Source organism: Rhodococcus sp. FW305-130 (assembly GCF_058788335.1).
In genome coordinates this window covers 221,110-247,088 of record NZ_JBYTAP010000009.1, presented here as the reverse complement: position 1 = coordinate 247,088, position 25,979 = coordinate 221,110, and the positions used below count along the sequence as shown (strand labels likewise).

The 25,979-nt window shown below is 62.7% G+C and carries 25 protein-coding genes; 14 read left to right on the top strand and 11 right to left on the bottom strand.

Annotated elements, in window-relative coordinates:
- Nucleotides 1–295: 295 nt before the first annotated feature.
- From AC3WQS_RS26550 to AC3WQS_RS26540, 3 genes are all read left to right on the top strand, one after another.
- Entirely contained in the window at nt 296–2,029 is a 1,734-nt protein-coding gene (locus AC3WQS_RS26550) for an ABC transporter ATP-binding protein (protein ID WP_019749475.1), read from the top strand.
- A complete protein-coding gene (locus tag AC3WQS_RS26545) occupies nt 2,026–4,092 on the top strand; it encodes an ABC transporter ATP-binding protein (protein ID WP_019749474.1) in 2,067 nt (688 codons plus the stop codon). The genes AC3WQS_RS26550 and AC3WQS_RS26545 overlap by 4 nt, the downstream gene beginning before the upstream one ends.
- A gap of 107 nt (nt 4,093–4,199) precedes the next feature.
- Nucleotides 4,200–5,300, top strand: coding sequence for a CaiB/BaiF CoA transferase family protein (locus AC3WQS_RS26540; RefSeq protein ID WP_211917962.1), 1,101 nt, complete (start codon nt 4,200–4,202; stop codon nt 5,298–5,300).
- A 59-nt stretch (nt 5,301–5,359) separates the two neighbouring features.
- Here AC3WQS_RS26540 and AC3WQS_RS26535 read toward each other — a convergent pair whose 3' ends face one another.
- Together AC3WQS_RS26535 and yczR are read right to left on the bottom strand one after the other, a co-directional pair.
- Nucleotides 5,360–6,463, bottom strand: a complete 1,104-nt coding sequence (locus AC3WQS_RS26535) for a class I SAM-dependent methyltransferase (RefSeq protein WP_020906655.1) — start codon at nt 6,461–6,463, stop codon at nt 5,360–5,362.
- 47 nt (nt 6,464–6,510) lie between these two features.
- Nucleotides 6,511–7,986, bottom strand: coding sequence for a MocR-like transcription factor YczR (gene yczR, locus AC3WQS_RS26530; RefSeq protein WP_019749471.1), 1,476 nt, complete (start codon nt 7,984–7,986; stop codon nt 6,511–6,513).
- Nucleotides 7,987–8,047: 61 nt separating this feature from the next.
- On the opposite strand from yczR, the gene AC3WQS_RS26525 reads away from it, so the two are divergent.
- Together AC3WQS_RS26525 and AC3WQS_RS26520 are read left to right on the top strand one after the other, a co-directional pair.
- Nucleotides 8,048–8,278 carry a hypothetical protein gene (locus AC3WQS_RS26525; RefSeq protein WP_046378147.1) on the top strand — a complete coding sequence of 77 codons (231 nt, stop codon included), beginning with the start codon at nt 8,048–8,050 and terminating at the stop codon, nt 8,276–8,278.
- A 45-nt stretch (nt 8,279–8,323) separates the two neighbouring features.
- Nucleotides 8,324–8,794 carry a 5' nucleotidase, NT5C type gene (locus AC3WQS_RS26520; RefSeq protein WP_019749470.1) on the top strand — a complete coding sequence of 157 codons (471 nt, stop codon included), beginning with the start codon at nt 8,324–8,326 and terminating at the stop codon, nt 8,792–8,794.
- Between the two features lie 51 nt (nt 8,795–8,845).
- On the opposite strand, the gene AC3WQS_RS26515 is transcribed toward AC3WQS_RS26520, so the two are convergent.
- Entirely contained in the window at nt 8,846–10,135 is a 1,290-nt protein-coding gene (locus AC3WQS_RS26515; RefSeq protein ID WP_003944351.1) for an adenylosuccinate synthase, read from the bottom strand.
- A 283-nt stretch (nt 10,136–10,418) separates the two neighbouring features.
- Here AC3WQS_RS26515 and AC3WQS_RS26510 point away from each other — a divergent pair, with 283 nt between their 5' ends.
- The 3 genes from AC3WQS_RS26510 (at nt 10,419) to AC3WQS_RS26500 (ending at nt 12,419) form a co-directional block, all read left to right on the top strand.
- On the top strand, nt 10,419–11,093 hold the full coding sequence (locus AC3WQS_RS26510) for a hypothetical protein (RefSeq protein WP_020968818.1): 675 nt from the start codon (nt 10,419–10,421) through the stop codon (nt 11,091–11,093).
- Nucleotides 11,090–11,860 carry a site-2 protease family protein gene (locus AC3WQS_RS26505; protein ID WP_019749468.1) on the top strand — a complete coding sequence of 257 codons (771 nt, stop codon included), beginning with the start codon at nt 11,090–11,092 and terminating at the stop codon, nt 11,858–11,860. Before AC3WQS_RS26510 ends, AC3WQS_RS26505 begins: the two co-directional genes overlap by 4 nt.
- Nucleotides 11,861–11,930: 70 nt before the next feature.
- Nucleotides 11,931–12,419, top strand: a complete 489-nt coding sequence (locus AC3WQS_RS26500) for a GNAT family N-acetyltransferase (RefSeq protein WP_007726792.1) — start codon at nt 11,931–11,933, stop codon at nt 12,417–12,419.
- Between the two features lie 97 nt (nt 12,420–12,516).
- Here the strand turns inward: AC3WQS_RS26500 and AC3WQS_RS26495 are convergent, their stop codons facing one another.
- Entirely contained in the window at nt 12,517–13,755 is a 1,239-nt protein-coding gene (locus AC3WQS_RS26495; RefSeq protein WP_492712888.1) for an HNH endonuclease signature motif containing protein, read from the bottom strand.
- Nucleotides 13,756–13,847: 92 nt separating this feature from the next.
- Nucleotides 13,848–14,345, bottom strand: coding sequence for a winged helix-turn-helix transcriptional regulator (locus tag AC3WQS_RS26490; protein WP_003944415.1), 498 nt, complete (start codon nt 14,343–14,345; stop codon nt 13,848–13,850).
- Nucleotides 14,346–14,403: 58 nt separating this feature from the next.
- Between AC3WQS_RS26490 and AC3WQS_RS26485 the strand changes: the two genes are divergently transcribed.
- Both AC3WQS_RS26485 and AC3WQS_RS26480 read left to right on the top strand, forming a co-directional pair.
- Nucleotides 14,404–15,819, top strand: coding sequence for an MFS transporter (locus AC3WQS_RS26485; RefSeq protein WP_113682307.1), 1,416 nt, complete (start codon nt 14,404–14,406; stop codon nt 15,817–15,819).
- Nucleotides 15,816–16,985: a thiolase family protein gene (locus AC3WQS_RS26480; protein WP_492712889.1), complete on the top strand. Its 1,170-nt coding sequence runs from the start codon at nt 15,816–15,818 to the stop codon at nt 16,983–16,985. The genes AC3WQS_RS26485 and AC3WQS_RS26480 overlap by 4 nt, the downstream gene beginning before the upstream one ends.
- Before the next feature lie 28 nt (nt 16,986–17,013).
- On the opposite strand, the gene AC3WQS_RS26475 is transcribed toward AC3WQS_RS26480, so the two are convergent.
- A complete protein-coding gene (locus AC3WQS_RS26475; RefSeq protein ID WP_003944335.1) occupies nt 17,014–17,670 on the bottom strand; it encodes a class I SAM-dependent methyltransferase in 657 nt (218 codons plus the stop codon).
- A 240-nt stretch (nt 17,671–17,910) separates the two neighbouring features.
- Between AC3WQS_RS26475 and AC3WQS_RS26470 the strand changes: the two genes are divergently transcribed.
- Nucleotides 17,911–18,852 (top strand): DUF808 domain-containing protein, encoded by a 942-nt coding sequence (locus AC3WQS_RS26470; protein ID WP_020968812.1) that lies wholly within the window; start codon nt 17,911–17,913, stop codon nt 18,850–18,852.
- On the opposite strand, the gene AC3WQS_RS26465 is transcribed toward AC3WQS_RS26470, so the two are convergent.
- A complete protein-coding gene (locus tag AC3WQS_RS26465) occupies nt 18,853–19,803 on the bottom strand; it encodes a helix-turn-helix transcriptional regulator (RefSeq protein WP_197940711.1) in 951 nt (316 codons plus the stop codon).
- Between the two features lie 64 nt (nt 19,804–19,867).
- On the opposite strand from AC3WQS_RS26465, the gene AC3WQS_RS26460 reads away from it, so the two are divergent.
- On the top strand, nt 19,868–20,332 hold the full coding sequence (locus tag AC3WQS_RS26460; protein ID WP_492712890.1) for a pyridoxamine 5'-phosphate oxidase family protein: 465 nt from the start codon (nt 19,868–19,870) through the stop codon (nt 20,330–20,332).
- Here AC3WQS_RS26460 and AC3WQS_RS26455 read toward each other — a convergent pair.
- The 3 genes from AC3WQS_RS26455 to AC3WQS_RS26445 all read right to left on the bottom strand — a co-directional run bounded on the left by AC3WQS_RS26455 (nt 20,322) and on the right by AC3WQS_RS26445 (nt 22,891).
- Nucleotides 20,322–21,251, bottom strand: a complete 930-nt coding sequence (locus tag AC3WQS_RS26455) for a cation diffusion facilitator family transporter (protein WP_019749454.1) — start codon at nt 21,249–21,251, stop codon at nt 20,322–20,324. The genes AC3WQS_RS26460 and AC3WQS_RS26455 overlap by 11 nt on opposite strands.
- Nucleotides 21,252–21,342: 91 nt before the next feature.
- A complete protein-coding gene (locus AC3WQS_RS26450; protein WP_019749453.1) occupies nt 21,343–22,488 on the bottom strand; it encodes an FUSC family protein in 1,146 nt (381 codons plus the stop codon).
- Complete coding sequence (locus AC3WQS_RS26445) at nt 22,475–22,891, bottom strand: DUF3151 domain-containing protein (protein ID WP_003944361.1); 417 nt, start codon at nt 22,889–22,891, stop codon at nt 22,475–22,477. Before AC3WQS_RS26445 ends, AC3WQS_RS26450 begins: the two co-directional genes overlap by 14 nt.
- 125 nt (nt 22,892–23,016) lie before the next feature.
- On the opposite strand from AC3WQS_RS26445, the gene AC3WQS_RS26440 reads away from it, so the two are divergent.
- The gene (locus AC3WQS_RS26440; protein WP_492712891.1) at nt 23,017–23,940 is read left to right on the top strand and encodes an Rv0361 family membrane protein; all 924 of its coding nucleotides are present in this window, start codon (nt 23,017–23,019) and stop codon (nt 23,938–23,940) included.
- A gap of 79 nt (nt 23,941–24,019) precedes the next feature.
- Here the strand turns inward: AC3WQS_RS26440 and fbaA are convergent, their stop codons facing one another.
- Entirely contained in the window at nt 24,020–25,057 is a 1,038-nt protein-coding gene (fbaA, locus tag AC3WQS_RS26435) for a class II fructose-bisphosphate aldolase (RefSeq protein ID WP_019749450.1), read from the bottom strand.
- 180 nt (nt 25,058–25,237) lie between these two features.
- On the opposite strand from fbaA, the gene AC3WQS_RS26430 reads away from it, so the two are divergent.
- Nucleotides 25,238–25,975 carry a VTT domain-containing protein gene (locus AC3WQS_RS26430; RefSeq protein WP_029254751.1) on the top strand — a complete coding sequence of 246 codons (738 nt, stop codon included), beginning with the start codon at nt 25,238–25,240 and terminating at the stop codon, nt 25,973–25,975.
- The last annotated feature ends 4 nt before the right edge of the window (nt 25,976–25,979 follow it).

Genomic DNA, 25,979 nt, shown 5'->3' with positions numbered 1-25,979 from the left:
TGACGCGGCGCACGTTTTGTTCGCTCCGCCTCTTTGTAGCCAAGCTAAATACGTACGTCCAGTTTGTTTCTATCCAAGAAGGACCGTGACATATTGGAGCAATGTGTAAACCAGCAGTTCAGGCCCTGTGACCTGAAACCAATATCGAATTCAAGTGTGTTGGACATCACATTCGATTTGGACAAATGGATGCAATCGTCAGAGTCGGTGCCAACCTCGACCACGATCTGTCATACCGTGTGCTTGTGATCAATCGCGAACGAGCGGCAACCGAAGCAACTCACCGGGAACCGTCGTGCTAGCAAAACTCCTCAAGGCGTACCTGCCGCCGTACCGCTGGTTGCTTGCCGGGGTCCTCGCACTTCAACTCTTCGGGGCCATCGCGTCGTTAGTCCTCCCCACGCTCAACGCTCGGATCATCGACGACGGTGTCGCCCGAGGCGACACCGGATTCATCATGTCCACCGGCGGGATCATGCTGCTGGTCTCGCTTGCGTCGATCATCGCGTCGGTCGCGTCGACCTATCTGGCGGCAAAATCGTCGATGGGCTTCGGCCACGACGTTCGAGGCGCCTTTTACAAGGCCGTCGGCAGCTTCTCTGATCGCGAATTCAACAGTTTCGGTGCGCCGACGCTGATCACACGGAACACCAACGACGTCCTGCAGATCCAGGCCCTGGTCATGCTGACGTCCTCGATGCTCGTCAGCGCCCCACTGATGTGTATCGGCGGCATCATCATGGCGCTGCGCGAGAACCTGCAGATGTCCTGGCTCCTGACGATTTCGGTACCACTGCTCGGCATCACCGTCTCGGTCGTGGTGGCCAAGCTGATCCCGCATTTCCGGACGATGCAGACGCGGATCGACAACATCAATCGATCACTGCGCGAACAGCTCACCGGTATGCGTGTCATCCGCGCCTTCGTTCGAGAACCCGACGAGACGATCCGCTTCGACAAAGCCAACAAGGAACTGACCGACACCTCGCTCCTCATCGGTCGCTACCAGGCGGTTCTGCTGCCCACCGTCATGTTGATCGCCAACCTGTCGAGCGTCGCGGTGCTGTGGTTCGGCGCGCATCTGGTCGATACCGGAGACATGCAGATCGGCCAGATCAGCGCCTTCCTCGCCTACGTCATGCAGATCCTGATGTCCGTGGTCATGGCGACCATGTTGGCCGTCGTGATCCCCCGCGCGGCCGTGTGTGCCGACCGCATCACCGAGGTACTCGACACCGAGCCGACCGTGCCCGCACCGGCCCAGCCCCTTCGCCCGACCAGCCCCTACGGCGTTGTCGAGTTCGGTGGAGCCGGATTCACGTATCCGGGAGCTGAAACGCCGGTCCTGTCGAATGTCTCGATGCGATGCATGCCAGGAACGGTCACCGCGATCGTTGGCAGTACCGGTAGTGGCAAATCGACCCTCGTCTCACTCATCCCCCGACTGTTCGACGTCACGGCCGGCGCCGTCTTGGTCGACGGCTTGGACGTGCGTGGCTGGGATCAGGACGAACTCTTCGCCAACTTCGGATACGTGCCCCAGAAGGCGTACCTGTTCGCCGGCACGATCGCGAGCAACATCCGCTACGGAAACCCGACCGCCACCGACGACGACATCTGGGCAGCCCTCACCATCGCCCAGGCAGACGACTTCGTCCGGGAACTGTCCGACGGTCTCGAGTCTCCGATCGCCCAGGGCGGCGGCAATCTCTCGGGCGGACAGAAACAACGTCTCGCCATCGCCAGAGCTGTGGTCCGCAGACCCCGGATCTTCGTCTTCGACGATTCGTTCTCCGCACTCGACATGCACACCGACGCCGCAGTCCGACGCGAACTCCGCACGGTCTCGACTCATTCGACGGTCATCATCGTCGCGCAGCGCGTCGCGTCCATCATCGATGCCGACCAGATCATGGTCCTCGAAGACGGCGCTCCGGTCGGTCTCGGCGACCATCAGTTCCTTCTGGCCAACTGTCCGACGTACCAAGAGATCGTGGCTTCCCAGATTCCCGCGGAGATGAGCGCATGACCAGCCCGCAGGACCCGACGTGGGGCAGCCCCAACAGCCAGTACTTCGACGATGCCCCGACGGTGGTGTTCGCCAAGATCCCGAGCGAACCTGAATCCGCGGACGGGGATGCGAAGTCGAGTAACCCCGAGAACCCCGACAAAGAGCCGAAGCCCGCGCTGACCGCGACGGACACCAAACCTCGCCACTTCAAGGCGACGATGAAGCGGCTTCTCTCGCTCCTGCAGCCACACAAGTTTGCGGTCGTCTGTGTCGTCGTTGCGACGATCGCCAGCATCGCGCTCTCCGTCGCGGTGCCGAAGATCCTCGGTCACGCGACAGACCTCATCTTCGCCGGGTTCATCGGCAAGAGCCTGCCCGCCGGACTGACCCGCGATCAGGCAGCAGAGGCGATCCGCGCATCAGGAAATTCGACGTTCGCCGACCTCGTCGCCAACTCGACCGACGTCGTTCCCGGTGTAGGTCTGAACTTCGACGCCATCGGCAAAGTCGTCATGCTCGCGATCGTCGTGTACTTGCTCTCGTCGCTACTTGCCTGGTTGGAAGCATTCCTCCTCAACATCATCGTCCAGAAGACCATCTACAACCTGCGTGCCTCGGTCGAGGCGAAGCTTCACCGTCTCCCCCTTCCATACTTCGACAAGACACCTCGCGGCGAGATCCTCAGCCGCGTCACCAACGACATCGACAACATCTCGTCGACGTTGTCGTCGACGTTGACCTCGCTCCTGACGTCGGTGCTCACCGTCCTCGGCGTCCTGACGATGATGTTCGTCATCTCTCCGATGCTCGCCCTGATCGCACTGATCGCGGTGCCGGTATCGGTGCTCCTCGTTGCCAGGGTCGCCAAGCGTGCACAGGTGTTGTACAAGGCTCAGTGGACCGAGACGGGCAAGATCAACGCACAGATCGAAGAGAACTACAGCGGTCGCGACCTGGTACGCGTGTACGGGCATCAGGCCGAAGCCGAGCGTGAATTCGCCGAGCAGAACAAGAAACTCCTCGACGCGTCCTTCGGCGCACAGTTCCTCTCCAGCCTGATCATGCCGGTCATGAACTTCGTCGGAAACATCACCTACGTGCTGCTCGCTGTGGTCGGCGCACTCAAGGTCGCCAGCGGCAACATGTCACTCGGTGACGTTCAGGCGTTCATCGTCTATTCGCGCCAGTTCAGCCAACCACTCACGCAGATCGCGTCCATGTCGACGAGCCTGCAGTCCGGAGCCGCGTCGGCTGAGCGGGTCTTCGAGCTTCTCGACGAACCTGAGCAGTCGCCCGACATCGACGTGCCACTAATGCCCGAGCCTGCCGGACGCCATCGCAACGTCGGACACATCGAGTTCGAGAACGTCTCGTTCCGCTACGAGCCGGACAAGCCGTTGATCGAGAACGTGTACCTGACGGCTCGGCCCGGGCAGATGGTCGCCATCGTCGGACCCACCGGTGCCGGCAAGACCACCTTGGTCAACCTGCTCATGCGCTTCTACGAAGTCGACTCGGGCCGAATCACTCTCGACGACGTCGACATCTCGCAGATGCGCCGCTCCGACTTGCGCAAGCACGTCGGCATGGTCCTGCAGGACACCTGGCTCTTCGGCGGAACGATCCGCGACAACATCGCGTACGGCCGGCTCGACGCCAGTGAATACGAGATCCACGAAGCCGCACGCGCTGCCTTCGTCGACCGCTTCATCCACACGCTCCCGGACGGGTACGACACCGTGCTGGACGAGGAGGCATCGAACATCAGCTCCGGCGAGAAGCAGCTCATCACGATTGCCCGAGCATTCCTGTCGGAGCCGTCGCTGCTGATTCTCGACGAGGCGACCAGCTCGGTCGACACACGTACGGAACAGCTTGTGCAGCAAGCAATGTCCGCGTTGCGCGTCGGGCGCACCAGCTTCATCATCGCGCACCGGCTCTCCACCATCCGTAACGCCGATCTGATCGTCGTGATGGAGGCGGGCAAGATCGTCGAGCAGGGCACACACGACGAACTCATCGCAGCGGCGGGCGCGTACTTCCGTCTCTACAACGCTCAGTTCGAGGGTGCCGCCGTCTAGTGATCGGCGCCTCCCTCGGCGGACACAGTGCCCCGGAGCACACCTGACCGATTCGACACGTTACCGTCGAGTCAGGAGTGTTGTCACCGTCTGAATTGGGAGTGCGTGTGTCTGCAGAAGCTGTGGAGAAGAAGGGCCCGCTCGCGGGCATTCGGATCGTGGAATTCGCTGGATTGGGACCGGGCCCGCACGCCGCGACGCTTTTGGCGGACATGGGCGCCGACATCGTCATCGTGCAGCGCGCAGGGCAGATTCCGCAGGACTCGAACGCAACCGACCAGATCAAGCGCGGCCGCCGCATCGTCGAGGCCAACCTGAAGGATCCGGTCGACGTCGCCAAGGTTCTCGATCTCCTGGGCCGCGCCGACGTCCTCATCGAGGGCTTCCGCCCCGGCGTCATGGAACGCATGGGACTCGGACCCGACGTGGTGTCGGAGCGCAATCCGCGCCTCGTTTACGCCCGTATGACGGGCTGGGGACAGGAAGGACCGCTCGCCAACGCCGCCGGTCACGACATCAACTACATCTCACTGACCGGTGTCCTCAACGCCATCGGACGCAAGGGTGAACGCCCCGTCCCGCCGCTCAACATGGTCGGCGATTTCGGCGGCGGTTCCATGTTCCTGATCTTCGGCATTCTGTCGGCTCTCGTCGAGCGCTCGACGTCCGGTAAGGGCCAGGTCGTCGACGCGGCGATGGTCGACGGAACCCTCGCGCTCTCGCACATGATGTGGGCATTCCGCGGGCGCGGCGTCTGGTCCGACGAGCGCGGCGTCAACCTCCTCGACACCGGCGCTCCGTTCTACGACACCTACGAGACCTCCGACGGCAAGTACATGGCCGTCGGATCCATCGAACCGCAGTTCTACGCATTGTTGCTCGAGGGCCTCGAACTCGATCCCGCGACGCTCCCTCACCAGATGGACACGTCCAAGTGGGACGACATGAAGACGCTCTTCACCGAAAAGTTCTTGTCCAAGACTCGCGACGAGTGGGCCAAGATCTTCCTCGGCACCGACGCCTGCGTCTCCCCTGTCCTGACTTTCGCCGAGGCTCCGTCCAACGAACACATCGCGGCCCGCGGTTCGCTCATCGAACTCGACGGCGTCACTCAGCATGCTCCCGCACCGCGCTTCTCGCGCACGCCCACCGCGACGCCCGCTGCGCCGGCGCGTGAGGCGACGGATATCGACACGGTCTGGACCTAGGGCCTTCGGCCCCGTGCGCGGTTAAGGAGCCTCAGGACTCTCTAACCACGCACGGGGCGTCAGCCCAACCTGTAGAACCTGAACATCTCGTGCTCGATCGGCAGCACGTCCACCCGCTCGAAACCGGCCGCCTTGGCATAGCTTTCGAGTGTCGAGTGCCTCATCACCGTCCCGGTGGCAACGCTCCCCGGATGCGACAGGCTGTCCGGTAAGCAGCAGGTCAGCGAAAATCCGTACAGCAATTGCTCGATCGGACCCGCCTCGGGATCGAACACATCTGCCGTTCGTTCGTCCATGACGATCACCGGGGCGCCCGGCTGGGCAATCGCCCGAGCCGTGGACAGAAATCCCACCGGATCCGGAACGTCGTGAAGGCACTCGAAAGCGAAGACGGCATCGTAGGTCCCGGCATCGACTCGCCCGGCCTCAGGAGCCTGTCCGGCGACGTCGACCAACGAGAAATGTACTCGGTCGTCCACCCCACGATCGTGGGCGTTACGACGGGCAGCGTTCACCGATGCCGCGTCGACGTCGAAGCCGTGCACTTCGATCTTCGGGTATCCGAGGGCGAGCGCGATCGACGACCAGCCCTCCCCCATCCCGAGATCAGCGACCTGCCCGCCGCCGACAAGAATGGCGTGCAGGTCGGTGACTACCGGCAGGAACTGCTGACAGAGCTGCTGGAGATACATCGGCCGGTTCAGCAGCGCCTGGCCCTCGCGAGCATCGGGGCCCATCGATTCCCACGTGACTCCCCCGCCGTGACGATAAGCGTCGAGTAGACGCGGCATCGACGACGTTGTCGCGACGAACAGCCTCGCCAACGGCGCCAGGAAAAGCAGGTTCTCGTCGTCGACCAGAACATCGGCGTGGGCCTGCGGCAGGCTGTACCGGCGATCGGCATCCGAATTGACCTCCACATAACCGGCGACGGCCTGCTGCTCGAGCCACTCCCGCGCATACCTTTCGACGGTCCCTGTCCGGTCCGCCAGCTCCGTCGACGTGAGCGGGCCGTGATCGCTCAGCGCGCGGTACCAGCCCAGCCGGTCGCCCAGATACACAGCCTGCAGCTCCGACGCCCCGAGCGTGGCCGCGAACAATCGTTCTGCGAGCGCGTCCGCCGCACTTGTTCCCGCTGCGCCTGTACCGTCTACCGCCGTCATGCCCTACCTCCTGGTTTCACACCACTTTCAGGGTGTGTACCCAGTTCTCAGACGACGACCATTCGTTGGTCTGCCGTGTCGCGATCCGTCGCGAGGGTGTCGTACGCAGCGGCGATGGACGCGACGCCGCGAATGAGGTCCTCGGGAGAACGTGCGTACGGCACGCGGATGAATCGTTCGAACGCACCTTCGACGCCGAAACGGGGGCCGGCGGCAAGGAGTACACCGAAGTTGGGTGCCACCGCCGCCAACGCCGTCGAGACTGGCGCGGACATTCGCATCCAGACCGACATTCCACCGGAGCCGATGGTGGGACGCCAGTCGGGCAGATGCTCTGCCACTGCACCGAGGAGTACCGCACGCTGTTCTCGCAGCACTTCGCGACGCTGTTCGAGCAACGAGCGGTCGTCGGCGAGCAAGTAAGCGGCTGCCAACTGATCCATGACGGGAGTACCGAGGTCGACCGCGGCACGCGCCCCCACCAACTGGGTGATGAGCGCGGCATCGGCGCGAATCCAACCGACACGTAGCCCGCCCCACAGCGACTTCGCGGTCGAACCGAGCGTCACCACTTCGGTTTTCGCCGCGCCTCGCCCATGTGAGGCGACCGGCGCCGGCGGCGGTGCGTCGAGCCACAGGTCCACCATCGTCTCGTCGACGACCAGAGTCATTCGCGTTTCGTGCGCAATCTTCGCAAGCTCGGCGCGGCCGGAAGAGTCCATGCAGAGGCCGGTCGGGTTGTGAAAGTCGGGAATCAGGTATGCCATTCTGGCAGCGGTTTGCCTTGCTGCACTTCGAATCCCGTCGAGATCCCAGGCTCCGGCCGCCGCGAACTCCGGTCGGACCGGAACCGGCACGGGCCGAGCACCGTTTCGCCGAATCGCTTCCAGCGCATTGGGGTACGTCGGATGATCGACCAGCACTCGCTCGCCGGGTGAGGTGAGCACCGACAGCAACAATCGAAGCGCGTGCTGCGCACCCGAGGTCACCATGATCTGTTCGGCGGTGGTGGGTAGACCCCGCGCCGTGTAGCGCTGCGCGATCACGTCACGCAAGTCGGCGATCCCGACCGGTTCCATCCCGTGCGTGGGCAGGAAGTTCGGAAGTTCCTGCAGCGCAGACGCATACGCCAGTTCGACCTGGGCGGCGGGAGCTGCCATCGCCGCGTAACTGAGGTCGACGACGGGCCCACTCGGCCCCGGTTGATGGGAGCGGAACATCAACCCGTTCGGCCGCGCGCCGGCGGGCAAAGCCACGGTGCTTCGCGAACCCTGCCGGCTGATCAGATACCCCTCGTCTCGCAGCACCGAGTACGACGACGTGATCGTGGTCCGACTGAGTTCGAGCACCGCCGCGAGTTCACGCTCACTCGGCAGTGCGACCCCCAGCGGAACGCGACCGTCGTGCACGAGCAGGCGGATACCGTCGGCAAGCGCACGGTACGCGGGCCTGCGCCCAGACTCTTCCTGCCAGGACCCCAGATCGCGCGCGAGCGAACGGGCACCGAGAACTCGAGTCATCATGCAGTCCAGTATCGACAACTTGGCTATGTAACTCAATACCAGTCGAGTTGATCATATGTCCATGACTACCTTCGCAACCCTGATCGGCATCGGACTCTTCGTGGCACTCATCTACTTCTTCGCGCCCGCTGAAGGTGAAGGTACATACATTCGTTTGGAGCAGTTTCGCCTGGCAGCACCCCTCGGCGGCATCTTCCACGACAAGACTTCAGACCGCGAAAACGACGCTGTCAGACCCCCGTGCGATTGTGATCAGGGGGAAGAATTCACTGATCTCAGTCCAGTTGCGTAAAACTGGACTCTTTTCGCACTCAGAAAGTCTCCAGAGAGGGATTGCATGCCGGCTTCCAAAAAGATCCTCTACATCGATCTCGACAACACCTTGGTCAACTTCCAGTCGGGCATCGATCGCCTGACCGACGGCGTCCGGGAGAAATACAAGAACGACCTCGACGAAGCGCCACACATCTTCTCTCGCATGGATCCTCTCGACGGTGCTATCGACGCCTACCACCAACTGGCGCAGCAGTTCGACACCTACATCCTCTCGACAGCGCCGTGGAAGAACGCCACAGCCTGGCACGACAAGGTTCTGTGGGTCCAAGAGCACCTCGGCATGGAGGAGGGCAGCGTCGCGTACAAACGTCTGATCCTCTCGCACCACAAGCACCTCAATCGAGGCGATTACCTTGTCGACGACCGCGGAGCAAACGGCGCAGATCGTTTCGAGGGCGAGTGGATCAAGTTCGGCAGCACCGAGTTTCCCGACTGGAAGACCGTCACCGCGCACTTGTCGAAGCTGGCTTGAAACACGAATCCCCGCTCCTGCTTGCAGGAGCGGGGATTTCGAAGGAACGAACTAGCGGACGATCTCGCGCCGGACGATCGTCTCGTCGCGGCCGGGACCGACACCGATGCAGGAGATGAACGCACCCGAGAGCTCTTCGAGCCGAAGCACGTAGTTCTGCGCATTCTGCGGCAGTTCCTCGAAGGTGCGAGCCTCCGAGATGTCCTCCCACCAGCCAGGCATCTCTTCGTAGATGGGCTTGGCGTGGTGAATGTCGCTCTGCGACATCGGCATTTCGTCGTGGCGGACACCGTCCACCTCGTACGCGACACAGATCGGCACGGTGTCGAGGCTGCTCAACACGTCCAGCTTGGTGAGGAAGTAGTCGGTGATGCCGTTGACGCGCGTCGCGTAACGCGCGATGACAGCGTCGAACCATCCCGTACGACGAGCGCGTCCGGTGGTGACACCGACCTCGCCGCCCTGCTTCGCCAGGTATGCGCCGTGATCGTCGAACAGCTCCGTCGGGAACGGACCGGAACCGACACGCGTCGTGTACGCCTTAAGGATTCCGAGCACCGTGGTGATCTTGGTGGGACCGATGCCCGAACCGACCGCCGCACCACCCGAGGTGGGGTTGGACGAGGTCACGTACGGGTACGTGCCGTGGTCGACGTCCAGCAGAGTGCCCTGCGAACCTTCGAGCAAGACGGTCTCGCCGCGCTCGAGGGCGAGGTTGAGCTCCAGGCGCGTGTCCGAGATGCGGTGCTTGAAACCCTCGGCCTGCGTCAGTACCTCTTCGACGACTTGCTGCGGGTCGAGTGCCTTGCGGTTGTAGATCTTGACCAGCACCTGATTCTTGAATTCGAGTGCCGCTTCGACCTTCTGGGTCAGGATCTTCTCGTCCAGGACGTCCGCAGCACGGACACCGACACGGGCGATCTTGTCCTGGTAGCACGGGCCGATACCGCGGCCGGTCGTGCCGATCTTCTTCGCTCCCAGGAAGCGTTCGGTGACCTTGTCGATGGCCACGTGGTACGGCATGATCAGGTGCGCATCAGCAGAGAGCAGCAGGCGGGACGTGTCCACACCGCGCTCTTCCAAGCCTGCCAATTCGGTCAGCAACACACCCGGGTCGACGACGACACCGTTACCGATGACGTTGTTGACGGCGGGGGTGAGGATTCCGGACGGGATGAGGTGCAGTGCGAACTTGTCACCGTTCGGCAGAACCACGGTGTGTCCGGCGTTGTTACCGCCCTGGTATCGCACGACCCACTGAAGCTGCTCGCCCAGTAGATCTGTAGCTTTGCCCTTACCTTCGTCGCCCCACTGGGCGCCGATCAGGACGATTGCCGGCATGACGTTGTCTCCTACGGTCGACGTGCAGCAGTTGTCCCGCCGCATTGGTACTGCCTGGCTTCCGCGCACATGATGCAGCGCCGAACTGTTGCAGTGACCGAAGGAGCAGTCTAGCCCAGAGCACCAGACCAGACCTGACGGTCCAGAATTTGGCCGGTGACCATCACGATTGCGAGTCGACACAGAGACTCGCACTAAGATCGTCGGCAGTGATTCGGACGGCCATTTCGGGGAAGGGTGGCGAGGTCCCACTACCCGAGAAGAAGTCTTGATCGAGCTAGGAGTGGCTTTGACCCCTGTGGTGCTCAAATGTGGCGATTCGCCGGTTCCACTCCCCCTTGGTGAACTCACGTCGTTCACTGTCCCTGAACTTCCGGAGAAGCAGGACTTCGACGAGGCCCTGTCCCAACTGCAGGTCGTCACGGAGCCTCGCTTGATCGTCGTGGGTAACGACGGCGCGTTTGCCGCGGCATTGACACGGTTGATGCGACTGGAGCGACTCAACGTCGAACTCGCCTACGTCACCGAGAACAGGTCCGACGCAACCGACGCGTACAAACTCGCAACGGGTGCCCGGGCTGCGCGCACGGCGTTGAAGGGCACAGTCCACACCGTGCCGCTCATCCGCGACGACGCCGGAATCGCGCTGGTCGGTGCGGCAACTGTCACGGGTCCGGCCGATGCCGCCGAACTGATCGGCGAGGCGTACGTCGACGACAACAAGCTGTTCTCCGGCACAGTCCCCGGCATCCGGATAGTGCCGAGCCCCAAGCTCCCCGGGATCAAGGCATCGGTCGACCGCAAGAGCCGCTGGGGCGGGCGACGCTGGCTGGAAGGCCGAGCCATTCAGCTGGGCTCGCCGGCAGCGCGTCTGGTTCGCGACGGCGTGCCCAACCCACGCGATCTCAAGCGTTCGACCTTCTACCGGCACGACAAGACTTGGTTGTTGGTCAGGTGAGAACCGGAGCAGCACGGTCGGCGGTTCGTCCGAGCCCTGTCTTCCTGGGCGTAGTTGCGATCACCGTCATCGCCGGAGTTGTCGCCTGGAACTCGACGTGGGGTTCCATCGCGGGCCGTGCGGGTGTTTTTGTCCTCGTGGTCGCAGGCTGGGTGGTCACGCTGTGCTTGCACGAGTTCGCCCATGCATATCTGGCGTGGCGTCACGGAGACACCGACGTCGAGGCTCGTGGTTATCTGACGCTCAACCCGCTCAAGTACAGCCATCCGATGCTCTCGATCGGTCTGCCGGTGCTGTTCATCGCATTGGGCGGCATCGGGCTTCCCGGCGGCGCCGTGTACCTGCGCACCGGGATGTTCCCGCCCAAGGTGCAGGCGCGAATATCGCTCGCCGGTCCGTTCACGAACGCCGTCGCCGCGGTAATTCTCCTCGTCGTCATACGTACGTACGGCTCATCGGCCGAGCATCTGACGTTCTGGGCCGGCCTCAGTTTCCTGGCCTTCTTGCAGGTCATGGCAACAGTTTTGAACCTACTTCCAGTCCCCGGTCTCGACGGTTACAACGCGCTGGAGCCCTACCTCGCGCCCAACACACGACACCAACTCGACCAGTTCAAGCCGTACGGACTGCTCCTGCTGGTTGCGCTCCTGTTCGTCCCGCAGATCAATGTCGTCTTCTTCGATGCGATCTACTGGATCTTCGAACTGAGCGGTGTGTCCGACTACTACGCCATGCTCGGTAACGCCCTCATGCGTTTTTGGACGTGATCGAGTGCACTGGAGGAGACTCGTGAGAGTCTGACATTTCAGACATTCATTCTTCTTCAGGAGAGCATCGATGATTGCGACGTCATTTCAGTCCGGCGGAGTGGAGTACACCCTCACGCGGGCCGAGATTCGACACGTGGAAGCACTGATCGACTTGCTCGCCGACGACCCGATCGGGAGCACCCGGGAGACGACCAATCCCGAGGCCCGAACGATCTACGAGGACGCATTCAAGCGAATCGACGAGGATCCGGCGCAACTCCTCGTCACCGTTCTGGTCGGTGACGCGGTAATCGGCACCATGCAATTGACCTTCATTCCGGGTATGAGCCGAATGGGGGCGACACGACTGCAGATCGAAGCTGTTCGCGTCCACGAGGATTACCGGAGCAAGGGCATCGGCAGTTCGATGATCCGTTGGGCCTGCGAAGAAGGTGCCCGGCGCGGCGCGTTCCTGGCGCAGCTCACCTCGGATCAAACTCGCAAGGAAGCCCACGACTTCTACGAGCGACTCGGATTTGTCGCCTCCCACGTCGGGTTCAAGAAGTCGCTGAGCTGACACACAGCCACCCAGCCAACCACCCAGACTCCCAAACGCGGGCTCGAGCACCGGGGCATGGTTGTGCCCCGGTGCTCGCGTCTCGAGTTGTTTCACTTCAGGCTGCTGTCGGTGGGCTGTTCCCGCCGATCGGCTGTTGATACGGATCGATCGACATCGGCGGATAGAAGATCGTCTTTCGATCCGGTCCGATCTCCACCCGCCACTCCGTGTGGTGCAGTGTCCGGTGGTGATGACCGCACAACAAGATCAGGTTGTCGAGATCTGTTGGGCCACCATCGTTCCAGTGAACAATATGATGGGCATCGCACCACCCCGACGGAGTCCCGCACCCCGGAAACGCACACCCACCATCCCGGACCGCAAGAGCCCGCCGCTGCGGCACCGTTGCTGTTCTCGCTTCCTTACCGCAGTCGAGCGGAACACCGTTCTCATCCAGGAGGATCCGGGTGACGGTGCAGTCGCAGGCGAGCATCCGGGCGGTGTCGATGCTGATCGGGCCCACCCAATCCGTCCACGCAAACCCGAGTTCCTCCGTCGACGGCAAGAGGTCTTTCAGAACTTTAAGGTCCGTCATGTCTTTCGCGGACGCGGTCACCGTGATGTGCGGTTTCACGCCGCCCTCGATCGGACCCAACCCCGCCCGCTCATACCGGCGCAACAATTCACAAAACCCGTCCGCACGCCGTAGCGCCGGAGTACGCGTGTCCTTGACACCGTCCTTCGCCGGCGTCGGCGCCGACAAACTCGACAACAACGTGATCAGACGGGCCCCGTTGACCGCATCCAGATCACCCTTCACCGTCACTCTGCCGTACAGGCCTTTCGAGGCGTAGAACTCGTTACGTTCGGAATCCTCGCCGACCGGGACGCCGTCCTCGCGTTTGCCGTACTGCTTCTCGATTCGGCGGATCGCTGCCCGCACCGCATCACAGTCCGCGATGTTCTTCGACGCCAACGACAACAAAATCCCCCGGGCCTTGTCCACGTCCGCCAGGGTCATGTTCTTCGGCGGATGCTGACAAAACGACGCCACCTGACGCGCTTTCAACCCATCCACGTCACCCCGGTGAAACGCATCCGCGACAACGGGTTCGAGCATCAACAACCGCGCCAACCCGACCAGCAGGCTACACTCACCGATCTCCAGATTCGTCGACCCGTGCAACCACTGCGCGATCGACCGAAAACCCTTCCCCCCGAGAACCTCACGGCCAAACATCTCCACGATCAGCAACACCATCCGCGATTGCAACTCGTGCCGGACACGCACCAGATCGAGAACCTCACCCTTGAGGTCCTCACCATCCAGTTGCCATGCTTCCCGACTGTCCATGCAGAAAGTTTAATCGAACATACTTTCGAGAGCCAGAGGCAAAGCGGACAACTTCAAGAAGACCTACACTCGAGAGCTGTTGAGATGCATTGCTATTCGCGCAACCGCCGACGCGATTCATTGACAGAGACTCGCAACTCCCCCAAAGGCACTTCACGGCCCGACTCACTGCGCACCTCGACACGAACACGCTCACCAGTAGCGTCGTCAGCCACCTCCAACGGTCCGCCTTTTCCGCCGTGCAGATACTTGTCTCCCCACTGCATCAGCGCAAGAACCGCCGGCAGCAGGTCACGACCCTTCTCGGTGAGCACGTACTCGTGCCGCGTCCGCTTTCCAGGCTCCTTGTACGGCACACGCTCGAACAGTCCCGCCTCAGTGAGCTCTTTCAGCCTTGCCGACGCAACCGCCTCGGTGATGCCGACTCGCGACGCGAAGTCGTCGAAACGCGTTGTGCCGTAATAGGCCTCTCGCAGAATGAGCATCGCGGACCGGGTGCCGACCACTTCCATCGCCCGCCCGATCGAACAGTGCGTGGCCCGCCAGGCGTCGCGATCTTCGAGCACTCCGGTCAGTCGTACAGCGTCCATGCAATTCACCATACCCCCTGGCTTGCCATAGCCATAGCCAGAGTCTAGATTGCTGACTATGGAACTTCATAGCCAGCCCGTGCGGACTGGGCCGCTCCTCGCAATTCTGTCGGGAGCGCCGTTTGTCGCCAGCCTCGATCTTTTTGTGGTCAACGTGGCCTTCGGCGACATCGCCAAGAGCTACCCGGGCCACTCACTAGGCGAGTTCAGTTGGATCCTCAACAGCTACGCGATCGTCTACGCCGCACTTTTGATCCCCCTCGGACGCTGGGCGGACCGGATCGGGCACAAGCGCGCCTTCATCGCCGGCCTCGCACTATTCACCCTCGCCAGCGCCGCCTGCGCTTTCAGTCCGTCATTGTGGGCACTGGTGGCATTCCGCATCGTTCAGGCAGTCGGCGCCGCAGCGCTCACCCCGGCCAGCCTCGGCCTCCTGATCAGCGCACTCCCGGCTGCGAAACGTCAATCCGGCGTACGCATCTGGGCGGCAGCCGGCGCGGCCGCTGCGGCATTCGGCCCCGTCGTGGGCGGCATTCTCGTCGAGGCGTCGTGGCGCTGGGTCTTCCTGATCAATGTTCCAGTCGGGATCGTATTGCTCTACTTCGCAGTCCGACTCGTCCCGGATACAACACACAAGGACTCCGATGCCGGGATCGACTTCGTCGGCGCCGCCCTCCTCACAGTCGGAATCGGCTCTCTCGCGCTGGCACTCGTCCAGGGACCTGATTGGGGATGGACCGACAACCGCGTTCTGATCGCCTTCGCCGTCGCCGTCGCGACCCTACTTTCGTTCTGGTGGAGCAACTCTCGCCATCGCACTCCGTTGATTGCTCCCGACCTTCTGAAGATCCGCTCCTTTGCCTGGTCCAACGTCACCGCCATCCTGTTCAGCGCGGCATTTGCTGCCGGACTGCTCTCGAACATCCTCTGGCTGCAAGAAGTTTGGGGATACTCGGCATTGCGCACCGGCTTCGCCGTCTCGCCGGGTCCGCTTCTGGTTCCGCTGTTCGCGATCGCCGGTGGATCGCTTTCGCGCAAGTACTCGGCGGGACGCGTCGCCGCACTCGGCAGCCTTCTGTGGGCCGTCGGAACGGTATTGGTACTCGTCTCGGTTGATTCGACGCCCAACTACGCGACCGGACTCCTGCCGGGCTGGATCATCGCCGGAATCGGTGTCGGCCTTGCCCTGCCGACCATTCTGTCGCAGGCCACGGCGGATCTTGCACCTGCCAGATCGGCCACCGGTAGCGCAATCGTCAGCATGAGCCGACAGATCGGAACCGTTCTCGGCGTGAGTGTTCTGATCGCGGTTCTCGGCTCCTCCGTCGACCCCGACACCTTCCGCCAGGCCTGGTGGGTGATCTTTGCCGTCGCGCTTGTGTCTGCCCTGGCATCGCTGGGAATGACGCCTTCAACCACACCCACCCCAGTTGTCCCTGCTGAATCCGCCATCCCTGAAAGGAATTTGTCATGAGAGACGCAGTTATCGTCGAAGCCGTTCGCACTCCGATCGGCAAGGGAAAGGCGAACGGCGCCCTGCACGGCATCAACGCCGTCGACCTCCTCGCCCACAGCCTCAAAGTGGTAGTCGAGCGCACCGGGATCGATGCCGCGCTGATCGACGACGTCATCGGCGGCGCGGTCAGTCAAGTCGGTGAACAGAGCCAGAATGTCACTCGCACAGCCCTTCTCGCCGGCGGCTACCCCGAGTCGGTACCGGGAACCACCGTCGATCGCCAGTGTGGAAGTAGCCAACAAGCAGTTCATTTTGCTGCTCAGGGCGTTATTGCCGGTGCGTACGACATCGTTGTTGCTGCCGGAGTCGAGTCGATGAGCCGAGTGCCGATGGGCTCGAGCAGCGTCGGGCGCGAGTCACTCGGTGTAGGTTTCGAAGAGCGCTATCCGGACGGTCTGGTACCGCAGGGCATCAGCGCCGAATTGATCGCTGCCAAGTGGGGACTGAGCCGCACCCAACTCGACGAATTCTCGGCGTCGAGTCATCGGAAAGCCGCGCTGGCAACCGAGAGTGGTTACTTCACCAAGGAACTCGCCACGCTCCCGCAGCTGTCGGTCGACGAGGCCATCCGCCCCGGTACCACGGTCGAGACCCTTGCCGGCCTACGGACCGCCTTCGAATCCGACTACTACGCCCAGCGATTCCCACAGATCGACTGGTCCATCACCGCGGGCAACAGCAGCCCGCTTTCGGACGGCAGTTCGGCGGTGATGATCACGACCAGTGAGATCGCCGCGAAACTCGGCCTCACCCCGAAGGCACGGCTGCACAGCTTCGCTGTCGCCGGCGACGATCCGCTGTACATGCTCACGGCGGTCATCCCGGCCACCGAGAAGGTCTTGGCCCGTGCGGGTTTGACGATCTCGGACATCGATCTGTTCGAGGTCAACGAGGCCTTTGCCCCCGTCGTCCTCTCGTGGGCAGCGGACACCGGCGTCGACCTGTCCAAGGTGAACGTCCACGGCGGCGCCATCGCGCTCGGCCACCCACTAGGTGGCAGCGGAACGCGGATCATGACCACCCTGGTCAACGCGATGGAGCAGCGCGGCGCGCGCTACGGACTCCAAACCATGTGTGAGGCAGGTGGGCTGGCCAACGCAACCATCCTGGAGCGCTTGGGCTGAGCAATCACCGCTGGACGGCACTCGGACACTAGTGACCGAGTGCCGTCCATTCGGGATCCGGCTTGCGCGCAACGACCCGGAACACGATTCCACCCCGTCCACTGCGCTGCACCTCGTCGATCAGGAAGCCTGCGTTTTCGAGGTATCCGACCGGTTCGCGGGTGAGGTGATCGGCACCGAACCGTACAGAAAGCGGTTCGACGGCCTTCATCAGCGCCCGTACAACCGTGTTGGTGCTCGGCCCGTGCTCAGCGAGCACGAATCGACCACCAGGCACCAGCACTCGAAATGCTTCGCTGGCAACTCGGTCCGGATCGGGGATCGTGCAGAACGCGTAGGTGGAGACCAATGTGTCCACGCATTCGTCAGGAACATCGAGTGCTTGCACGTCTCCGAGTCGTAGGTCGACTTCGGTCTTCACTCCCTCGGAGACCTTGACCCTGGCCTGATCGAGCATCGCAGTCGAGATGTCCACGCCGATGACGTAGTCGACGTCGTCCCCGTAGAGCGGCAGGTTCAGCCCGGTGCCCACGGCAATTTCGACCACGCGCCCATGCGCCTGATCTACAGCCCATTTCCGGGCGTCACCGAGCACAAAGCGCTCGAAGCGCCCGATCTGTCGGTCGTAGTGCGCCGCCATTGCGTCGAAAGTCTTGGCGACCTGTGCAGTGTCTGGTTCACGCATAGTGCCCCGTTTCGATCGATCTTCTGTGCAGTCTTACACGCGAGCACCGGGTCGGGAAGACCTTTCGTGACGAAGAGCGACCGGCCGCGCGACGCAGTCCCTGACGGATGACCCCGGTATCGTTCCAGGTGACCTGACCTCACCAACGACCATCATGGATAGAGACCTCGTGCGATCAAGTAACTGCGTCACCGGATCGGTCCGGCCACCTTTTTCCACTGATTCCACTGGAGGTCTGTGATGGCCGGAGGACTCTTCGCCCTGCTCGACGACGTCGCAGCCCTGGCTCGTATGGCTGCCGCCTCGATCGACGACGTTGCCGCCGCAACCGGTAAGGCGACCGCCAAAGCTGCAGGCGTCGTCATCGACGACGCAGCCGTCACGCCGCAGTACGTCCGTGGGCTCGCCGCCGAACGCGAGTTGCCCATCATCAAGCGCATCGCCATCGGATCGCTGCGCAACAAGCTGCTGATCATTCTTCCGATCGCTCTGCTGCTGAGTCAGTTCCTCCCCTGGCTGCTGACGCCACTGTTGATGGTCGGCGGCTGTTACCTCAGCTACGAAGCGGTTCACAAGATCTGGGGTGCAATTTTCGGCCACGGTGACCACCACGAGGCCGCCGACGAGCATCCTCGCGACGAAGAAGCAGTGGTTTCGGGTGCCGTCCGCACCGACCTGATCCTGTCGGCCGAGATCATGGTGATCGCCCTCAACACCATCGCGGGCGAAGGTTTCTGGAGCCGGTTGGTGATCCTTGCCGTCGTGGCGGTCGTCATCACCGTAGTCGTCTACGGCGTCGTCGGACTGATCGTGAAGATGGACGACATCGGATTGAAGATCGCCGAGACGTCGTCTGGCTTCACCCACAAGGTCGGCCGAGGCCTCGTTCGCGGCATGCCTCACGTGATGTCAGTGCTCTCGGTCGTGGGTACCGCCGCGATGCTGTGGGTCGGTGGCCACATCTTGTTGGTCGGCATCGACGAACTGGGCTTCCACCCGCTCTACGACGCTGTTCATCACGGCGAAGAAGCAGTCAGTGACATCGCCGGAGTCGGCGGGGTACTGGCGTGGATCGTCAACACACTTGCGTCGGCGGCACTGGGTCTGGTGGTCGGCGCCATCATCGTCGCAGCTCAACTGGGTATCACCCGCCTGCTCGCAAAGCGTTCTGCAACGGCCTAGTCACTGCGAGTTGTGGCGGAGCACCATCTGCTCCGCCACGGCGCGCAGTCCTTCACGCAACGACCGTGGCTCGAGCGCTTCGACGTCCGCTCCCAAACCGATCAACTGCGAGAGCGCAACAGCTTCGCTCTCGAGTTTCAGCTCGGCATTCACCCATCCGTCGTTGTCCTCTGGCCCCACTTCGACGGCAGCGGCAAGCTCGCCCACCACATCGGGGAGCCGGCGCCTGCCCTCTGGTGACAACCGCACGCGACACTCGAAGCGAAGCAGCGAACGGTCGAACTCGGCCATCGACGCCGCCCACCACGACGGCAGATCGAAATCCACCGGCCGAGTGAACGAATCATCTTCTACCACGGCATTTTTGATGCGCCCGACTCGAAACGACAGCGTTCGACCGTTCATCCCCGCCACCAGATACCAAACACCGGCTTTGATGACCAGACCCAGCGGATCGACCGTCCGATCGCGATCGCGATAGACGAAGCGCAGTCGACGCGAGTCCAGCACAGCGGATGTGACGATCGGAAGCGCAGAGATGTCGTCGACGCCGCCGAACCAACCCGGAACGTCCACGAGAATGCGGTCCTGCCACAGTCGTGCACTCTCGCGCAGGGGACCGGGCAGGGAGCGGAGCAGTTTGGCCCCCGCCGAACCGACGGCGTCAGATCGCCCGAGATCTGCAGCGATGGACGGCACGCCCAACAGCATGAGTGCGGACGTCTCGTCGTCCGTCATGCCGGACAGCTTGGACTGCCAACCGTCGAGCAGACGGATGCCACCACCGGGGCCGCTCTCGGTCCAGATCGGCACGCCGGCAGCCGACAACGAGGCCACGTCGCGGTAGATCGTCCGCACCGAAACGCCGAACTCTTCGGCCAACTGATCGGCGATAACGCCGCGACTCCCCTGCAAACGCAGCATGAGTTGGAGCAACCGCGCGGATCTCATGGACCGAACATTACCGAGAATTACTGACAGAAGTTGTCAGGAATAGGGGTGCACAATGACCGTCATGGTCACTTGGAAGCAGTTCTCCGAAGAAGTACCCGCTCTTGCCGACGCGGTCCAAGCACGATTCAAAGCCCACAAGCATCACGTCCTCGCAACGCTGCGCAAGGACGGTTCACCGCGCGTGAGCGGCACCGAAGTCGAAATCCTCGACGGGCGTCTGGTCCTCGGTTCGATGTTCGGCGCACTCAAGGCGAAGGATCTCATCCGTGACGGGCGCTACGCCCTACACAGCAATCCCGGTGAGCACACCATGGAGGGCGGCGATGCGAAGATCGCCGGAATCGCACGCGAGGTGACCGGCGACGAGTTCGAAGCCGTGCTCGCAAGCTACACCTACGAGGTTCCGAAACCCCTGCACCTCTTTGTCCTCGACATCGACGAGGTGGTGCACACGACGGTCGACGACGAGCACATGTACGTCGATCTCTGGAAGCCGAGCAAGGAGATCACCCGCTTCACCAAGTGACGTTCTTCTCGCAATGCTCGCCGTTGGCACACGATTCCACCTGAACGGTGGCGTGGGAAAGACCGTGACTCTCGAGGACGGTGCGCGCGGATTCCAGAACGTTCGACGAATTCGCGTCACTGGTCAGGTGGACCGTCGCGACATCCATGCCGGTGGTGAGCGTCCAGACGTGTAGGTCGTGAACACCCATCACGCTCGGCAGCGCCGCCAGGTCGGCCTCGACCGCTTCGACGTCGACGTCGGCCGGCGACGCCTGCGTCAGAATGCGCAGCGATGCTGCGGCCAGTTTGATCGCACGCGGCACCACCCACAGCGAGATGAGAACACCGACGACGACGTCCGCCCACGTCCAGTTGAACAGCAGGACAAGGCCACCGGCGATCAGAACTCCGACGCTACCGACGGCGTCTGCAAGCACTTCGAGGTAGGCGCCACGCACGGCCAGGCTGTCCTTTGAATCGCCGCGCAGCATCAGCATCACGACAATGTTCGCGGCCAGACCGGCGGCCGCAGTGATGATCAGGGCGCCGCCCGGGATCTCGGGTTCGTTACCGATGCGGCCGATTGCCTCGTAGAAGACCCAGGCGGCGACGGCCAGCAGCATCACAGCATTCGCCATGGCGGTCAACACTTCGGCGCGGTGCCAACCGAAGGTCCTGGCCGCGGTGGTGCTGCCCTTCTTCGCGAGCAGCAAAGCCGTCAATCCCATGGCCATGCCCACCACGTCGGTGAGCATGTGGCCGGCGTCGGCAAGCAGCGCCAGCGAGTTGATCAGAATGCCGACCGTAGCTTCGAGTACGAGAAATGCAACGAGGATCGCAAGCGCGATCGCCATTTTCTTGATGCGTTGCGGTGACGGCCCTACTCCGACCGAATCTGCTGCCGAGTGGCCGTGTGAATGGCCGTGCCCTGCTCCCATTTGTCCTGTTCCCTCCCAAGTCCTTCTCAGAGCATATGCATACATTCGCATACATACAATGAGTTGCTCAGTGAGCGGGAAAAGGCAGAGGTCAGTGATCCGGCTCGTACGCCGGGTGCGGCACAGTGGGCGGCAGAGTGGCGATCGACGAGATGCGCTTCATGCCTGCTACCTGCAAGAGGTCGACGACCAGCGATCGAATCTGGGCAAACACCACCGTCGAGGACAGGCCTGCGTTCTCGACTATCGCCGGTTTCAGTTCCTTCGCCACCGAGCGCAGGACGCGCGCTGCCTCGGCCTGATCAGGCTGCTCCCCCGGCTCCGCCAGGATCATGTCCTTGAGAACTTCGACGGCTTTCGACAAGCGCTCGACCTGAGCCACCAGACGAGGATCGAGGATCTCGTCGTCCCTGACCAACGTCAACGAACGACGCGCGAGCACTCGAATGTTGCGCATCGCGTTGTCGATGGGATCGGCTGTCGCCATGAGCCTTTCGAGGCGCGGTCGACTGTTCCAGTACAGCGGGGAGATTCGGCTGATCTCGCGCCCGCCGAGGAGGTTGCTGCGCAATCCGTCGATGGCACCCTGAGTTGCGCGCGCCTTCTGCAGCGCCTTCACGATCGGGTCCGGGTCGTTCGCGACGAGGCCGTCTGCCACCAATTGCAGTACCTCTGACGCTGTTCCGAGAATCGATGCAGCGTCCTTGCGTGCGCGTCGTACCGGGTGCGTGGGGATGATCGCGACCACCGCGATGCCCACCAAACCACCGACAAGGGCGTCGATCATGCGATCGGGCCCGCCACTGCCGCCCGGTGGGATCAGCGTCGCCACCAGCACGGCCGAGTTTCCGGCCTGCATGGAGAAGATCGGCCCACTGTTCAGTAGCACCGCGACGGACATCGCCAGCACGACAACCAAACTGATCTGCCAGGGTCCGCTCCCGATGCCGGAGATGATCAGGTCACCGATTCCGATACCGACCGTGACACCCGCAACCAACTCGAACGAACGTCGTAGTCGGGCGCCCAACGACAGACCGAGCGAGACCACGGCGGCAATCGGCGCGAAGAACGGCGCATGGTGCCCGATCACCGTGGTGGCAACCCACCACGCCAATCCGGCCGCCAAGGCACATTGAATGATCGGTAGCGCCGACGTCTGAAGCCGACGCACCGATTTGCGAGCCCGGTCCTTGATACCGGCCCGGCTCGGACGGAAACTGCTAACCGAGGCCAAGCGCTTCGGCGGCGTTGGGATCGCAGTCTTCGAGCAGATCTAGGCAACGCGCGTACTCGTCGGCCTCACCGATCGTCTTCGCGGCCTTGGCCAAGACAGCGACGCAACGGAGGAATCCGCGGTTCGGTTCATGGCTGTAGGGCACAGGACCGAAACCCTTCCAACCGTTACGACGCAGTTGGTCGAGTCCGCGGTGGTAGCCGGTACGCGCGTAGGCGTAGGCAGTGATGGTTTCGCCCTTGTCCAGGGCAGCCTCGGCGAGGTAGGCCCACGCGATGGAGGCAGTGGGATGGTCGGCCGCGACCTGGGCCGGGTCAGCGTGGTTGAGCAGTGCCGATTCCGCCTCGTCGTCGCCGGGAAGCAGAGTGGGCTTGGGTCCGAGCAGGTCACCGAATTGGGTCATGCGCTCATTGTGCCCGCTACGCCTTTCTGCCACAGGACCGCCTCGCCGACGGTCGGAGTTATGCCCGGTACATACCGGTCGTTACCCTGACATGGTCATTGCCGCATAAGACCGAAGGGTTACCCGTGCCGGACTCGAAAGACGACAACTCGAAAAAGAGCGCAGCCCCGAACGGTGCGCCCGAGAAGTCGGCCCCGACCGAACCTGCGACTGTGGCGATCCAGAAGGCAGACAAGAACTCGAAGGCGGACAAGAACTCGAAGGCGGACGGCGACGCCAAAGCCGCCAGCGCGCCAACCGTCGCGATCCCCAAGGCAACTCAGGCACCCACAGCAACACCAGCAGAAACACCGGCAGCAGCACCGACACCCCAGCCCAAGCCGGAGCCCGCCACCGTCGCGATTCCGAAAGCCTCGCAGCCGACACCGCCACCCCGGCAAGCTCCAACCCCGCCGCCACCGCCACAGCGCGCCGCGCCTCAACCGCCACAGCGCTCCGCGCCTCAACCGCAGCAGCGCGCCGCGCCTCAACGTGTGGGTGTCGCAGCGCCCCCACCGCCGGCACAGCCGATGCCGACTCGCATCGAGCCTGCCGCGCCGGAAAAAACCAAGCGCAGCGGCAAGGGCTGGTACATCGCGGCAGCAGCGGCCGGCGTCGCCGTCCTCGCGGCAATCGGCATCGCAGTCTTCGTCTCGTCCAACAGCGGTAGCGGCGAAAGCTCACCTGAAGCCCAGGTTCAGACCGCCATCTCGACGTACGTCGACGCTCTTCAGACCGGCGATCTGGCAACGCTGCGAACGTCGACGTGTGGCGCGCTGGGCGAGTACTACCGCACTATTCCGGACGCGGCGTTCGCTCAGGTCCACGACAATGCCGTCGCTCAGAAGACGATCCCGCAGGTCGGAGCCGTCGATGCGGTGCGCATCACCGACGACACCGCGATCGCTCAGGTCCAGGCAAGTTTGCCGAGCACCGGCGAACAGTCGTGGCGCACGTTCGACCTCGAGCGCCAGGACGGCACGTGGAAGGTCTGCGATCCCAGCAAATAAGCACCTGAACAGAAAATGCGCGCCGACGAGAAATTCGTCGGCGCGCATTTTGTTCTGTGAAGCTGAGTTGTGAAGCCGATCAGCCTGCGGACACCGAGCGTCCGGCCGACTTCAGGTCGTTGCACGCCTCGACGACGCGAGCCGTCATGCCTGCTTCGGCCTTCTTGAGGTAGCTGCGCGGGTCGTATGCCTTCTTGTTTCCGACCTCGCCGTCGACCTTGAGGACGCCGTCGTAGTTGGAGAAGAAGTGTCCGGCGATCGGACGGGAGAACGCGTACTGGGTGTCGGTGTCGACGTTCATCTTGACGACGCCGAAGTTCAGCGAATCCTCGATCTCGGACTTCAGCGATCCCGATCCACCGTGGAAGACGAAATCGAAGGGCTGCGAGCCTGCGGCCAGGCCGAGCTTGGCAGCGGCGACCTTCTGGCCCTCTTCGAGAACCTCGGGCTTGAGCTTGACGTTGCCCGGCTTGTAGACGCCGTGGACGTTGCCGAAGGTGGCTGCGAGCAGGTACTTGCCCTGTTCGCCGATGCCCAGAGCATCGACCGTCTTCTCGAAGTCTTCACTCGAGGTGTAGAGCTTGTCGTTGATCTCGGCCTCGACGCCGTCTTCTTCGCCGCCGACGACACCGATCTCGACCTCGAGGATGATGCGTGCAGCCTTGGAGAGGGCGAGCAGTTCCTTGGCGATTGCCAGGTTCTCGTCGATCGGGATAGCCGAGCCGTCCCACATGTGCGACTGGAACAGCGGGTTACGACCGGCGTCGACGCGCTCCTGCGAGATCGCGAGCAGCGGACGCACGTAGGTGTCCAGCTTGTCCTTCGGGCAGTGGTCGGTGTGCAGCGCGATGGTGACGTCGTACTTTGCCGCGATCACGTGTGCGAACTCGGCGAGCGCAACAGCGCCGGTGACCATGTCCTTGACGCCCAAACCGGAACCGAACTCGGCGCCGCCCGTCGAGAACTGGATGATGCCGTCACTGCCGGCGTCCGCGAAGCCCTTGATGGCTGCGTTGATGGATTCGGAGCCGACACAGTTGATGGCGGGGAAGGCAAAGGAATGCTCCTTGGCCCGACCAAGCATCTCGGCATAGACCTCGGGAGTTGCGATAGGCACGGCGGGAGTCCTCCATATACGTGTCGTTCGGAGCGCTCGGCGATGTGAAAGCGCTTCGTGTGGTCCTAGCAGTATGGCAAGTCCGACTCGTCACGTCTCTTTGCGGTCTCGGCCGCCGCCACCGACGCGATGACCTGCGGTGGTGGGAAACACTCAGATTCGGCCGGTACTCTGGCCCCCGTGAATGTGCAGGCAGCAACTGAATCCGTGACGAACCTGGCCTTGCTGCCTGGCTTCCTCGATCCCGTGAACCTCTTGAATTCCTTCGGAACGTGGGTTCTGGTGGGACTGCTTCTGGTGGTCTTCATCGAATCAGGGCTGCTGTTTCCGCTCTTGCCCGGCGATTCTCTGCTCTTCACCGCAGGGCTGATCGCGGCTTCCAAGTCCACCGAGATCGAACCGTTCGCGCCGCTGTGGGTGCTCCTGGTGACGATTCCGATCGCCGCGATTCTGGGTGACCAAGTCGGGTTCTACATCGGCGCCAAGGGCGGAACTGCCCTGTTCAAGACGGACGACGCGCGGTTCTTCAAGAAGAAGTACATCGACGAGTCGCATGCCTTCTTCGAAAAGCACGGCCCGATCACCATTATCCTGGCGAGGTTCGTGCCGATCGTGCGTACTTTTGCACCGGTTGTCGCGGGCGCCTCGAAGATGAAGTACTCACTGTTCCTGACCTACAACATCGTCGGCGGCATCCTGTGGGGTGCCGGTGTGACTTTGCTCGGCTACCTCCTGGGGCAGATCGAATTCATCCGCGACAATGTCGACTACATCTTCATCTTGATCGTCCTGGTGTCGGTTCTGCCGATCGTTTTCGAAATCGGAAAGCGAATTCTGGCGTCGAGACGTGGTGAATCGGCGAATACTTCCACTACGGACAATTCGACGGTGACAGTCCCCGAAGACCCCACCCCCTGATTGC

Excerpts from the sequence above, each read along its gene's own strand:
- AC3WQS_RS26475 (WP_003944335.1), bottom strand. The coding sequence starts at position 17,670 with ATGCGTGAACCAGACACTGCACAGGTCGCCAAGACTTTCGACGCAATG.
- AC3WQS_RS26490 (WP_003944415.1), bottom strand. The coding sequence starts at position 14,345 with ATGGACGCTGTACGACTGACCGGAGTGCTCGAAGATCGCGACGCCTGG.
- yczR (WP_019749471.1), bottom strand. The coding sequence starts at position 7,986 with ATGATGACTCGAGTTCTCGGTGCCCGTTCGCTCGCGCGCGATCTGGGG.
- AC3WQS_RS26515 (WP_003944351.1), bottom strand. The coding sequence starts at position 10,135 with ATGCCGGCAATCGTCCTGATCGGCGCCCAGTGGGGCGACGAAGGTAAG.
- AC3WQS_RS26460 (WP_492712890.1), top strand. The coding sequence starts at position 19,868 with ATGGTCACTTGGAAGCAGTTCTCCGAAGAAGTACCCGCTCTTGCCGAC.
- AC3WQS_RS26525 (WP_046378147.1), top strand. The coding sequence starts at position 8,048 with ATGACTACCTTCGCAACCCTGATCGGCATCGGACTCTTCGTGGCACTC.
- AC3WQS_RS26455 (WP_019749454.1), bottom strand. The coding sequence starts at position 21,251 with ATGGGAGCAGGGCACGGCCATTCACACGGCCACTCGGCAGCAGATTCG.
- AC3WQS_RS26500 (WP_007726792.1), top strand. The coding sequence starts at position 11,931 with ATGATTGCGACGTCATTTCAGTCCGGCGGAGTGGAGTACACCCTCACG.
- AC3WQS_RS26480 (WP_492712889.1), top strand. The coding sequence starts at position 15,816 with ATGAGAGACGCAGTTATCGTCGAAGCCGTTCGCACTCCGATCGGCAAG.
- AC3WQS_RS26520 (WP_019749470.1), top strand. The coding sequence starts at position 8,324 with ATGCCGGCTTCCAAAAAGATCCTCTACATCGATCTCGACAACACCTTG.
- AC3WQS_RS26545 (WP_019749474.1), top strand. The coding sequence starts at position 2,026 with ATGACCAGCCCGCAGGACCCGACGTGGGGCAGCCCCAACAGCCAGTAC.
- AC3WQS_RS26465 (WP_197940711.1), bottom strand. The coding sequence starts at position 19,803 with ATGAGATCCGCGCGGTTGCTCCAACTCATGCTGCGTTTGCAGGGGAGT.
- AC3WQS_RS26535 (WP_020906655.1), bottom strand. The coding sequence starts at position 6,463 with ATGACGGCGGTAGACGGTACAGGCGCAGCGGGAACAAGTGCGGCGGAC.
- AC3WQS_RS26470 (WP_020968812.1), top strand. The coding sequence starts at position 17,911 with ATGGCCGGAGGACTCTTCGCCCTGCTCGACGACGTCGCAGCCCTGGCT.
- AC3WQS_RS26495 (WP_492712888.1), bottom strand. The coding sequence starts at position 13,755 with ATGGACAGTCGGGAAGCATGGCAACTGGATGGTGAGGACCTCAAGGGT.
- AC3WQS_RS26445 (WP_003944361.1), bottom strand. The coding sequence starts at position 22,891 with ATGACCCAATTCGGTGACCTGCTCGGACCCAAGCCCACTCTGCTTCCC.
- AC3WQS_RS26485 (WP_113682307.1), top strand. The coding sequence starts at position 14,404 with ATGGAACTTCATAGCCAGCCCGTGCGGACTGGGCCGCTCCTCGCAATT.